At 56.4% G+C, this 11,762-nt stretch carries 13 protein-coding genes and 2 pseudogenes; 4 read left to right on the forward strand and 11 right to left on the reverse strand.

Features of this window, described 5'->3' with window-relative positions:
• The 7 genes and pseudogenes from FFS64_RS30695 to tssB form a co-directional block, all read right to left on the reverse strand.
• Positions 1–1,250 (reverse strand): annotated as a pseudogene (locus tag FFS64_RS30695) (type VI secretion protein VasK); the annotation flags it as partial.
• Positions 1,251–1,260: 10 nt separating this feature from the next.
• The gene (locus FFS64_RS30700; protein WP_137808394.1) at positions 1,261–2,490 is read right to left on the reverse strand and encodes a hypothetical protein; all 1,230 of its coding nucleotides are present in this window, start codon (positions 2,488–2,490) and stop codon (positions 1,261–1,263) included.
• A gap of 2 nt (positions 2,491–2,492) precedes the next feature.
• A complete protein-coding gene (locus FFS64_RS30705) occupies positions 2,493–2,756 on the reverse strand; it encodes a PAAR domain-containing protein (RefSeq protein ID WP_137808395.1) in 264 nt (87 codons plus the stop codon).
• A 28-nt stretch (positions 2,757–2,784) separates the two neighbouring features.
• A complete protein-coding gene (locus tag FFS64_RS30710; RefSeq protein WP_137808396.1) occupies positions 2,785–3,372 on the reverse strand; it encodes a hypothetical protein in 588 nt (195 codons plus the stop codon).
• Positions 3,347–4,237 (reverse strand): hypothetical protein, encoded by an 891-nt coding sequence (locus FFS64_RS30715; protein ID WP_177498745.1) that lies wholly within the window; start codon positions 4,235–4,237, stop codon positions 3,347–3,349. The genes FFS64_RS30710 and FFS64_RS30715 overlap by 26 nt, the downstream gene beginning before the upstream one ends.
• A gap of 5 nt (positions 4,238–4,242) precedes the next feature.
• A pseudogene (locus FFS64_RS30720) lies at positions 4,243–4,704 on the reverse strand (type VI secretion system contractile sheath domain-containing protein); the annotation flags it as partial.
• A 43-nt stretch (positions 4,705–4,747) separates the two neighbouring features.
• Positions 4,748–5,242 (reverse strand): type VI secretion system contractile sheath small subunit, encoded by a 495-nt coding sequence (tssB, locus tag FFS64_RS30725; protein ID WP_137808398.1) that lies wholly within the window; start codon positions 5,240–5,242, stop codon positions 4,748–4,750.
• Between the two features lie 706 nt (positions 5,243–5,948).
• Between tssB and FFS64_RS30730 the strand changes: the two genes are divergently transcribed.
• Both FFS64_RS30730 and FFS64_RS30735 read left to right on the forward strand, forming a co-directional pair.
• On the forward strand, positions 5,949–6,197 hold the full coding sequence (locus tag FFS64_RS30730) for a hypothetical protein (RefSeq protein WP_137808399.1): 249 nt from the start codon (positions 5,949–5,951) through the stop codon (positions 6,195–6,197).
• A gap of 205 nt (positions 6,198–6,402) precedes the next feature.
• On the forward strand, positions 6,403–7,143 hold the full coding sequence (locus FFS64_RS30735) for a hypothetical protein (RefSeq protein WP_137808400.1): 741 nt from the start codon (positions 6,403–6,405) through the stop codon (positions 7,141–7,143).
• 34 nt (positions 7,144–7,177) lie between these two features.
• Here the strand turns inward: FFS64_RS30735 and FFS64_RS30740 are convergent, their stop codons facing one another.
• The gene (locus FFS64_RS30740; protein WP_137808401.1) at positions 7,178–7,981 is read right to left on the reverse strand and encodes a hypothetical protein; all 804 of its coding nucleotides are present in this window, start codon (positions 7,979–7,981) and stop codon (positions 7,178–7,180) included.
• A gap of 645 nt (positions 7,982–8,626) precedes the next feature.
• Here FFS64_RS30740 and FFS64_RS30750 point away from each other — a divergent pair.
• Positions 8,627–8,920 carry a fructose-bisphosphate aldolase gene (locus tag FFS64_RS30750; protein ID WP_137808403.1) on the forward strand — a complete coding sequence of 98 codons (294 nt, stop codon included), beginning with the start codon at positions 8,627–8,629 and terminating at the stop codon, positions 8,918–8,920.
• Positions 8,921–9,122: 202 nt separating this feature from the next.
• Here the strand turns inward: FFS64_RS30750 and yecR are convergent, their stop codons facing one another.
• A complete protein-coding gene (gene yecR / locus FFS64_RS30755; RefSeq protein ID WP_137808404.1) occupies positions 9,123–9,593 on the reverse strand; it encodes a YecR family lipoprotein in 471 nt (156 codons plus the stop codon).
• A gap of 231 nt (positions 9,594–9,824) precedes the next feature.
• On the opposite strand from yecR, the gene FFS64_RS30760 reads away from it, so the two are divergent.
• Positions 9,825–10,733 carry an alpha/beta fold hydrolase gene (locus FFS64_RS30760; protein WP_137808405.1) on the forward strand — a complete coding sequence of 303 codons (909 nt, stop codon included), beginning with the start codon at positions 9,825–9,827 and terminating at the stop codon, positions 10,731–10,733.
• Between the two features lie 9 nt (positions 10,734–10,742).
• Here the strand turns inward: FFS64_RS30760 and FFS64_RS30765 are convergent, their stop codons facing one another.
• A complete protein-coding gene (locus FFS64_RS30765) occupies positions 10,743–11,303 on the reverse strand; it encodes a nucleotidyltransferase family protein (protein ID WP_137808406.1) in 561 nt (186 codons plus the stop codon).
• 115 nt (positions 11,304–11,418) lie between these two features.
• Positions 11,419–11,762 (reverse strand): hypothetical protein (locus FFS64_RS30770; RefSeq protein WP_137808407.1); only part of this gene is annotated, 344 nt, incomplete at its 5' end.

Here is an 11,762-nt window from a genome sequence, read left to right on the forward strand (position 1 = left end):
AGTTCACGGGCGACCTCGTTCAGAGCGAGCAATTGTTCGTCGCCCGATTGCGCTTGTTGCATGACGGTGACGGCCGTTTGTACCTCGGCGATGTGCACGCGCTGGGTGGCGAAGGACAGTAACATCCCGGCGCCCCACAGCGCCGCGACACTCAGCGCCACGGCGTAACCGACGCGAACCGCGCCCCAGCCCAGGCGCTGACGCTCAACGGCCTTGTCACCGAGTACGCCGTCCCACGGCGGCGTGACATGCCATAAACGGCCGGCATCCGACGTCCCGCCCGGCAACGGCAAGCTGAACCACAGTCCGCGCAACGGCACGCCCCGGGCGAAAATGCGAAACAACGGCGCCAACGCCTGACGCCAACGGGCAATGCCCTCGACCTGCAGATCGCGGGCCAGGCGCAGCAGGAAATCGTTATCCACCGAGTCGTGCATCTGCAACCAGCCGGCGTTGCGCAACGGCACCACCAGACTGTCCAGCGCGGTGTCCACATCCAGCGCCGTGGCGGCTGACGGCAACCGGCAACCGGCCGGCTGGGTCGGGCGCCGGTCTTGCTTCCATTGACTGTCGCAGACCTGCCACAGGTGCAGTGGCAACTGCCAGCCCAACCGCCGCGCCAGGGCTTGCAGGTGGCGGATGCCGGTGTCCATGGCCCGGGCGTCGGTGGTTTGGGGCGTGTTCAGAGCCCAGACCACCCCATCCAGCGGGCGCCAGCGGGTCAGCCAGTGGCACAGATGCAGTACCGTGTCGGTCACAGGTTTTTGCGTGCTGCCCCCCCAAAGCAGAACAGTGTCGTGGCCTTCCAGCCAATGATGCGTGTCCAGACCGGGGGCGATGGCGTTGATCTGCTCGGGTTCGCCGACCACCAGGAATACGCGAACTTTGAAGCGCCAGAGCAGGCCGTGTTGTTCGCGCAGCTCGGCTTTGATCGCCGCGATGATTCGTGCCGCCTGCGTCTCGACGGATTTTTCCGGGGGCGTCTGCACTGAATGGCTAACATCACCCGCTTCAAGCCGACGATAATTTGAACGCCCATTCTGACGCCCCAACAACTGATAACCCCCGAGGAACATCACCACGATGAAGGTCGTGGCCGATATCACCGAAAGCCAAAGCGTTTGCCAGGCACTGCCAGAGACAATCCCCAGCGACTCGGGATGACGCCAGACGAGTACACCCAAGACCAGACCGGAGAGCATCAGCCCTACCACCACAACACCTATCCCTACAGAGCGTCGAAACTGCATTCGAGATCTCCTATTTCGAAAATGGAGTTACCGGCATCAATACCGTGCACCAGAGCCCGGCTGCGTCATCGCCGCCACTGAAAATGAATTGCGGCCCGGCACCACGCTCAATCGTTTGTGTCGCGGCCGCAATGGCCAGCCAGGGCGCGGCTTTTCCCGGATTGCCAAGTAACGCATCGAGGTTGCACACACCTCGCGGTGACTCGACCGGTATCGGAATCTCAAGCAACACAGACGTCATGGCGGCAGTTCGTTGCGCCCCTATACCCACCCGCCAGACCTGCTCGATCGACTGCCCCTCCAACGGTACCCAGTCGAGGGCCTGACGCGTGGCGTAGAGCAAGTCGGCGTCGGTGGGCTCGCGCTCCTGCTCAGGACGATGGAGGTAGGCGATCGGCGCCAGGGTGGTTTGCGTCAGACGGTTGCCCAACAACAAACCCACGGCGACCTCTGCCGAGCCTTCGGGCTCTGGAAGGGCAAACTGCACCACCAATACCAGCAACAAGGCCTGATCGTTGATGCGCTGGTCGAGCCACTGATCGACCGCCGCCAACCCGCGGCCCTCGACGGGCACCGTCGATTGGCGGATGCCGGAATCTCGCCATGCCTGCTGCCACACCCGTTGCAACAGGCCCTCCGGTAAGTCGCAATCGACTTCCAGCATCAGGGCCAGTGGCCTGTCGCCCGGCACTTGCGCCAAGATTTGCCCCAGGTCGATCAGCACCTGCGTCAGCACCCGAAGCAGACCGATTTCAGGCTCGACATCCGCGGCGCCCTGCAGGCGAGTGTGACGCAAAGGTCCTTCGCCCAACGCGCTTGGCTGGAAGACCAGAGCCTGAGTTCCGCTCAGCACGGCATCCAGTTGGGTTGCAGGCGCGTCTCCTGGATTGTGAAGCGCGGTGTACAGACTCACGCCCAACACTTGCTGGGAACATCGACCCCGACGAATTCTGCGGATCATGTCCTCTTCGCGCGCTTCATCCCAACCATCGGCAGCACTTTGCTGGCCTATGTAGAGCGCAATTCGCCCGAACCCCAGAACGGTCCAACCCAACAATGGCATGCCCAATGCCAGGCCCCAGAAACTCATTGGCTGCTCTCGCAACGCCTGGGTCGCGAATACAAACGTCGACCCCATACCCGATGCCAATAACAGGGCCAGCAAACTCAACCAGAGCAGGACACGCGGGCGTGCAGGTCGGGTTGCTGGTGCGGGAACGCGATCCAATCTAACCGGCATGACTAGTTCGCACCTGCTGCTGGCAGAGAAGAAATCAACACACACCCGCACGCACAGCGGTGGCCTTCGAATGCAACCGGAATGCCATTGTCGCGATAGCCTGCATGCCCCTCGGCGATCACGGTGTAGCCGTGACCTGGAATCGGACAACGCACGGGGTCGCCTTCACGAGCGACACCGATACCATCGAACCGCTTGGCGGTAGACCCCGAAAGCACAATGCCGCCACCGGAGTTTTTGTCGCCTATACGAATGATGCCTTTCATATCCAAGTCCTTTTTATAAATCGGTGAATCAATTCTTCGGTTTGTCTTGAATCAACACGTCTTGCTGTAAAAAGTCACCGTCATGCAATACAAAATTTGAAAGCCACAGCGGTCGCCCCGCCGCATCAACATTGTCGAACCACTCAATGGAAAAACCATGCAAATTCCACTGCAAAGAAGAGAAGTCGCTATCTTGACCTGGCTCTCCAGAGTTCTGACTTGCCATTGAGATCGAGCGCAAACAACTGCTCACTAATCTTTTTGTCTTTTCAACCAATATCGCGCCGGTGACTTGATAGACATAAAGCCAGATTTCGCTTCCCGCACCGCAAAGCCCACTGGGGTGTGCACTGTTGGAAGGAGAAACCTGAAACAGTGAAATATATTTCTCACCTTCAACCGGGTGCTTATCGCTGTCGTAAAACACACCTTCTACATCGGCAATCACCTTGAGATCATAGGCCGTGCCATCGACCATTCGCAGATGTACCTGCCCCTCATTGTTTTTCACCCATGATGTATTGATGCCGGCGTAAACAGGGTTGATCACCCATAGACCAAGCAATAACAAAACCAAACTTTTTGCGAGCTTATTCACCCAACACATGGTCGGCATAACACACCCCCTTGTATTCCCACGGGTGTTCATCGGACTGCCCCTTGGTACCTTTCGAGTACGTGTCTTTATCCCGCTCGCGCAACTCGGTCTCCGTCTGGCCCTTGTTCTTTTCCTTATCCATCGACCAACCGATATTTCCGGTATTGGAATCGCACAAGATGTTCTTTTTCCTGACCCAGGAAGCGGAAGCCGTATTCCATTCGTGATAAGAACCGCCGTTCCAGCGGCTGAATACCTCATGCTGCAACTGATCATCCGTATAAGTTCTGCCCGCTTGCCCAAGGTACTTCTTGGCAATGCGAACTTTTTCCTTATAAATGGACGAACCCGCCAGAATGTTGGCTTTCCAGTTCCACACCTGCTCATAAGTCGGTGCCGGGTTGGTCATTTGCGTGATGCCGTAATCTTTATCGAATGCAGCGATGGGTTCACTATCGAAGTTGATGAAGTGCTTGGAATTGGTTTCCTGCTCCAACAGCTTTTCAAAGCCTGTCATGTCGTCAAGGGTGGCGATGTAAGTGGCGACGCTCTGTGCGGTGGGATTCTGTCCTTTTATCACTACGGATCTTGTCAATGTCTTGGCACCGACACTCACCTTCACAGTCAGCGTGCCGCCCAATACTTTTTCGGAAAAACCAACGGTCCATGAACGGCTGTTACTGACAAACGATCCCGATTCCTTGAAAGTCTGTAAAACATTGCCTTTTCTGGCGCGCTCCCTTAACCCGCTGACTTTCGCTTCCCATTCGATTGTCCATGACCAGTTGTAATCGCCGGTCAACGCTGTTCGGAACTCGAAAACCATACTGGGCAGTTGCGCATCCTGTGTGATCTTGAACACTGCATTTTCGGCGGGCGACACCCAGGTTCCGGCGCGTCTTCAAAATCCTGTACCAGATGGACTTTGCTGATATCCAGCAATTCGATGCGTACGTTCTGACGAAAATCGGTTTGATCGATCAGCGACTTCACACCGCGCCAGGTTGACTCCACGCGCTGGAAATCAGGGTGATGCATGACGGCGTCGAGTTGGCGGCTGATCTGCGCATCCAGCGACGCGATATGTTCATCCAGCAGGGTTTTATCCAGACGCTCGACTTTGCGGGATGATTTTTCCAGCAACTTCAAAAAGACACTGACAGCTGCCGTCACACGCTCATCGGCAGTGACGTCCGAAAGTGCCTCGGCGTTCTGAAAAACTTCGATGCCACCCAATGTTTCGACCGGAGTTAAATTGATCTTCCCGAACAATGCGCCATATACACCCTGGCCTTCTTCAGACAACACTGTAGCGCCGCGCGAATGCACGTTAGAACTTTCTACCGACATGATGGAAATTCCTTTTTTACCAACTCGAGATAAATTAACGAACTTATTGCGATGCCAGTGCGGCTAACTCGGCTCGCAGTTCGTTGCTCTGTGCATCGTCCTTGAGGATGCGCTCCAGCTCATGACGAAAAGTGGCGTCATCCAACAGGTTCGATTTGAGGTCGCGCAACAGATTACGCATGGCCAACAGCGCACGAAGCTGGGGGATCTGCCTGGCAACCTGCTCGGGTTCGAAATCCTTCATGCTCTGGAAATCCAGTTCGACCGACGTATCGCTGACATCATCGACCAGGGTATTGGCCACCGACAGCTTCAACGCGGGAGAGAACTCGGCCAATACGCTATCGAAGTTATTCTTGTTGATGCCGACCTTTTTTCGTGCAGACAGCGCACGCTGTTCCCTGCCGTTACTGTAGTCACCCATGACCATCAACTTCAGTGGCAACTCGACCTTTTTCTGCGCGCCGCCGGTGTGAAGATCGAGCTTTATGTTGACCCGAGCCTTGGGTACTTCATTTTGAAAACTATTTGAAGCCATAAATCCTCCATGCAAACTCGCAACAGCGGTCGTCGTTAAGAACAGCAAAAATGAATATGTACTTCCGGCTGGGGGTCATCAAAGATCCCCGTTGGATACAAACGCGCCAGTCTTTTTGGGCAACCAACGATGAACGATATTATGTGGCCATACCACCCCCAAAATACGGCCGGGAGCCGTCCGACACGCTACACAGACAAAACCTACAAGCAATGTAGGATTAGTCAGACGTGATTCCGGAAGTAACTTACAGACAAGTATTAGAACCACTGATTGGACATGCCGAGCACTTCGCTCGCCGTGCAATCTCCTCGGTCTCGCTGCATTCCGCTCATGAATGCTGCAAGTCCAGATTCGCTCATTGCACTTGATCGCGATATAGGAATTTTCCGATTTCGTGGAGGGGGCTTACTCATGTTGGAAGACGAAGTCGCAGCCCTTGAACGCTGATTGATGACTTCGCTTACAGGGTGAATCCGCTATTTGCAGCAGCAGATAGGGAAACACGCACACGCTGAACCGCACTTGATACGTTCCGGATACGTCACGGTTTGACGCTGTTTCCTGGCTGTTACCTCAGCGCCGCTCTTGTCACTTCTGCACCGCCGGGCCGGTCAATACAGTAGGGCCTTCGGCGGGTTTTCAGGGTCATGAGGCTGTCAGCCCTGCCCTGCGCCGATCCCCCCATCACGGAAGAGGTGAAATCATGAGTTTCGTCAAAGTGGAAAAAAACCAGAGCAGTGCCCCGTCGGAAGCCGACATGAAAAAAGCCATGATCGAGTCGGGTGGCCAGCCGGGCGAAGTGACCGGGAACAATGCCGCCCGCACCCTGACTTACACCGGCACGGTCAATCACACGGTGTATGAGAACAAGCTGATCGACATTGCCAAGGGCAAGCGCACCAGCTGGAACTTCGTCTGGGCCGACGCATCGGCCAAAAGTACGGCCGCCTGATGACCACAGCGGGGCGGTCGAGCAACCGTCCCGCTGTTTCGCCCTGTAAAGCCCAGCGTTGATACAGCACCGTTACCCGCCTGTAACGCCAAGACACTTAGCCACCCTGCCCCCTATACCTAGAGTGAAGCCCTCAATGGATCGACAGGGCTGATTGCCCGCCGCCCGTTGATTGCCCAACACACCACCAAGGAAGAGGGAAACCATGAGCAAATCAATAGCTGTCAGCCAACAACACAGCAAGCAGCTTCACGACGACGTGCAAGATGCAGTCAAATCGATCATGGGTGCTACGCAACTGAAAACGTCGGACTATGCCAAGGTGTTGACGTCGACCCTGGCGGCCACGCAAAAAGTCGTCACGATCGAGATCGCCTCAGCGGACCTGACCCTGCTGAAACAGAACAAATACAAGTTGTGCTTTGCCAAGAAAGTGGGGACCGAAGACTACAACGTGGTCTGGCAGTCCTATGACGCCTACCTGAGCAACAACCAGTTCAGCTGGACGCCCCAGTATCAATTGTTCGCCTCCAATGTTTTCAAGGACAATGTGCAAGTCAACGTTTCGACCAACATCGTCAACATTGGCCTGGGACAAACCTCGATACTCGACAGCGCCGGCCTGCTGGGGCCGGCAACCACGGGTGGCCCTTCCGACTCTTTCACCTTCGTGAACAACTACGCGCCCATTCACCCAGGGGTCAATCAATTGTCCACTGGCATTGACGGCAATCAGGTCAGCACACCCATCTACGTTGCCATTAACCAAGTGGTCACCGGCAATACCGTTCTGACCCCCGTCGAGACCATCCTCGTGTGGTTCGAACAGAACGTGCAGACCAGCACCATGTTCAGTACCTCACGCTCCAAGTCGATCGAAATCGACCTGACTTTCGCTAACGATGCCGCCCGTCTTTACGAAGGCGGTGAATGGAAAACCATATAACCGTCACGCCGGGGCAACCTCGCGGTTGCCCCTTTTATTCATCGAGTGCCCCTTGGGCAAAATACCCCGCCAGCGACAGACAAATCGACTCCGCCAAATCCTCCTGGGTCGCAATGCCATACGGCTGATTGCGATCGAACTGCGCCGACCAGCGAATCCTGCCCTGCGCCACATCCACCAGCCGCAACGACGCCCGCACCCGGGCCGGTTCCACCCGCACGCTGCCTTCCAGACAATAGCTGTAACGCCCGCCGCGCTTGGGGTCCGTTGCCTGGACGCTGCTGCGCGCCACCCGCATCAACACATGATTGGTCCCGGTCTGCGCCTGCTCGAACGACTCGAACAACCGACAGCTCAACTCCTCGCACAAGCCTCGGGTGAAGTCATCGCCATCGCGGGTGATGCAGGTAAACGGCTGAATCTGCAGCACAGGGTGGCGAGCGCCAATCCCCTTGGGCCGCAGCCGCTCATAGGCCAGGCGATAACAACCAGGCGGTATGCTCAAACGCACTGGGTCTTGCTGGCCATTGGTGGCGTAATGCGCGGCGAGCTTGCGCCGCAACCTTCCGACCTGCACCCGCACCACCGGATCGTCACCGGTGCAATACACCGCCGGATCACGCCGAAACACCGCGATGCCGATGGCGTGTTCGGTCAGAGGCGTACTCGAAGATTGCAGATCGTGTTCGACCAGAAAACGCAACAGACTGCCCATCCGCCTGGACTTGGCAAACAACGGGCTGGCCAGCAACGACGCCAGCACCCGCTCCATCTCTTCACGATCGAGGGGCTCGGGAACCTGCGCCGCACTCGAATCGACCATTCGATTGATCACCATCGCCTGCCTCCGTGCAGGTTGTCGACAGGAATAGATGTCGTACTTCCGTGGATACGCTCGAGCCTGGAACAGCCCCGAGCGTTGCAACGACCAAGCGTAGCACCCGTGATGAGATCGGGAGGCAATTGCACTGATAGCAACCTGACATCCGACGAACGTTCAATCTGCACGCCTGCAAAATATGTAGGACATGTCTCTTTGTGGCGAGGGGATTTATCCCCGTTGGATCGCGAAGCGGCCCCAAACCCTGCTAGCCAACTTCCTAAGACAAATCCGAGTGCCCGGTTTTACGGCGGCTGCGCCACCGAACGGGGATAAATCCCCTCACCACAATGACCGCGCATGGTCCTACACAGCGGCTGTGACCGGGTTGAAGGCACCCAAATCGACTCTTATTGTGGGTCCTCGCTGACCGCAGTTAGCGATAGGGTTTCGCAGCCTTACAGAATAGAATCATCCTGCACCGTCATAGACAGCCAGGCCTACACGCCTGCATTCCACTTTATGGCGGCTGTGCGTGGGAGACCTTCCGGTCTGCCGAGTTTGATTCTTTTCTTGGTCTGCGAACCCGCGCACAGTTGCCACCCATTTTGATTCGCAGCAGAACGGTGGCAGTTCTTTCCCTCCAATAAAGAATCGAACCTTATGACATCGAATCAGCCGCCACGCCGCTTCATCCCCATGAAACAAATCGCCACCGACTACCCCGTCCTCCTCATCGACAACCAGGCCCCCATCCGCGAACTGCACAACTGCGTCAGCGAACGCCTGAACGCCGTCCTCCAGTACCTCAATCTCATGGCCTGCACCAGCCTCCCCGACTACGCCGAAAACGACGTAAATACCGTCACCAACATCGCCAGGATTCTGCTTCAGGATGTGCGGGATGTGTTTGGGGTGATCGAGCAGCGGGGGTTTGAAGTGCCTAAGCAACAGTGACCCTGTTTCAAGCACAAAAAAACCCGCAACTATTGCGGGTTTTTGATCGGGAAGTGATTGCTCATGAGATGCTCAATGACAGAAATTGCCGGCACTCATTACAGCAGCATTTGCGGACCCCAAGCCACTTCCCAAAGGTGTATTTCGAAATCCAGAAAGTAGCCGCGGAAAGTTGAGCCGCCCTTAAGACAAATTGAACAAACTATTCAGCCATGATCGCTTGATACTGCTTCTGATACTCGGCATAGGGAAGATTCTGATCCATCAATGCTTTCAATCTCGCGTCTTTATATTGAGCAGGTGTAAGCATTTCAACTGGAACAGTGGTTGGTGTCGAAGCCGAAGCCTGATTAGCTGGCGTGATGTTTCCAATGCATTGATATTTCACAATCATCTGACCAGCGGTGCAGTTACCCCAGCCGTCACGTACCTGGCAGTTCTGCGTTTGCCCACCAAATGGCTCGGCGCGGTTATAACCCCAGACCGCACATTTACTGTTTGCGATTGACTCAGCTTGTTTATAGTCAACGATCGGTGTCTCAAAGGGTTTGAAATCGTAAGCCATATCGATCGAGCCGTCCGCCCGGCTTCCGCCGGTTGCGTAGAAATCTTTACGGCTAGAACAACCCGTTACAACCACAGCCAGCATCACCAGAAAAAGCAGCTTGCGCATGAAAAAGTCCCTTTCAAATACGTGAGACACAATAATGGCAATACGCCTTTCCGGTGTCCACAAGAACGATAAGTGGGAGGGCCAAGGTCATTACGACCTGAAGCAACGCTTTCATCCAAACGGTCTACGCTCACCCAATCAAGATCTGACCTTTGCCAGAAGACGCGCCGCTTTCAGGCAAATCTCACCGCGCAGCGCACTCCAGCAATTTCCACATCTCTGGAAATCACCATGACCCGCCTCCTTTTGACCGCATTGACACTGATCGCTTTAAACCTCCCAGCACAGGCGGCGGTGACGCCATTCCCTGCCTCTTTCCGCATTCAGGACATCCCGGTCGATGGCGTCACGATGCACGTGCGAGTCGGCGGCAAAGGCCCGGCCGTAGTGCTGTTGCACGGCTTCGGCGACACCGGCGACATGTGGGCGCCACTGGCCGCCGATCTGGCACGGGATCATACGGTGGTGGTGCCGGACCTGCGCGGGATGGGGTTGTCGTCGATTCCGGAGGGCGGTTATGACAAGAAGACCCAGGCCGGCGATATTCGTGGGGTGTTGGATGCGTTGAAGATCGAACATTCGGTGGTCATCGGCCACGACATCGGCACCATGGTCGCTTTCGCCTATGCCTCGCGTTATCCCGAACGTACCGATCGCCTGGTGGTGATGGATGCGCCCGTGCCGGGCATTCCGCCCTGGAACGAGATTGTCCGCTCGCCGATGCTATGGCATTTCGACTTTGGTGGGGCGGATATGGAGCGGCTGGTCGCCGGGCGTGAGCGCATCTATCTGGATCGTTTCTGGGATGAGTTCGCGGGGGATCCGGCCAAGATCGACGAAGAGATCCGCCAGCACTACGCCAGGCTCTATGCCCGCCCCGGTTACATGCATGCCGCCTTCGCGCAATTTCGCAGCATTCGTCAGGATGAAGTCGACAACAAGGCCTCGATGGCGACGCGGCTGACCATGCCAGTGCTGGCTGTTGGCGGTGAAAAGTCATTCGGGAGTAACGAGGCCATCGTGATGCGCAACGCAGCGAACAAGGTCACGGAAGTGGTAATACCGGGGGCCGGACATTGGTTGATGGAAGAGGCGCCGAAGCAGACGATTGCGGCGATTCGCGACTTTATGTCGCCGTGAAGGCGTCACTCAAGCCGCAAGAATCCTGAGCCAGGGCCAGCGGGCCTGATAGCTTTTCGCCTTCTGCTCAAACAAGTCCGGCTGTGGATTTTTCGGGTTGATGCGCAGTATCCCCTGTTCCGTGTCCGTCAGACCGTTAGGCGCATAGACCTCGCCCGTTTCAACGTCCAATCCGATACAGGTACCCGCAACCAGGTAACGATCAATCCCGTCTTTAGCTGACTGAAGCTCGGGATAAGGCTTGCCAAAACGCTGGCCGTACCAAAGGTGAACGCGGGCCTGATTCCTGATTTCAATGTTGACGTCGAGGTCCTGGAACACACGCTGAGCCGAGTGAATAACCTCATTCTCGGCCTCCCAGGACAGGTCCGTATCGAAGTAGAAGACGTCGTAATCATTGATGCCCCAGTCCGCGGGTCGCTGCGACTGATGATTCCAGACCGCCTGGAACAGGCAGCCTGCGGTGAGCATGCATTGATTCAGGCCGAGCGCAGGTAAGCGCGAGGTGATTTGAGCATTGACTGGATTGGTCATCGCGATGCTGACCAGTGTTTCGGCTGTCAGTGTCATTTCCATTCCCTGGTGATAAAAAAGACGCCGCCAGTTTAACCCTTCGCACAGTGACTTTATTTCGGGCATAAAAAAACCGCATCGCTGCGGTTTTTTTTCAGTTGCCTGCGCTTGCTTAATGGGATTTCTTCGAGCCAGCGTTGCTCAACCCTTTCGCATTGTGGTCACCCGGCGTCGAGGCCGAAATGGCCCGGGCTTTGCTGATGCCACGGGTATCTTTGGATTGGGCGATGCCGGAAGTCGTGGTGCCATGCCCGTTATCATCGTTGCGCTCACTGCCATAGTGATTGCCGCTGGTGCCATGGTTACGTGTGGCCTTGCCCGCATGGTCGCTGGCCAGTCCTTTGCCGTGACCATTGCTGGTGGACTTGCCGGCGTGATCCGAGCCGCTGCGGCCGCCGCCAACGCCTGCGCCATGGCCGCCGCCGTTTCCGCCACCGTGGCCACCGCCATTGCCCT

It is taken from the genome of Pseudomonas sp. G(2018), assembly GCF_005502415.1.
Lineage (GTDB): Bacteria > Pseudomonadota > Gammaproteobacteria > Pseudomonadales > Pseudomonadaceae > Aquipseudomonas.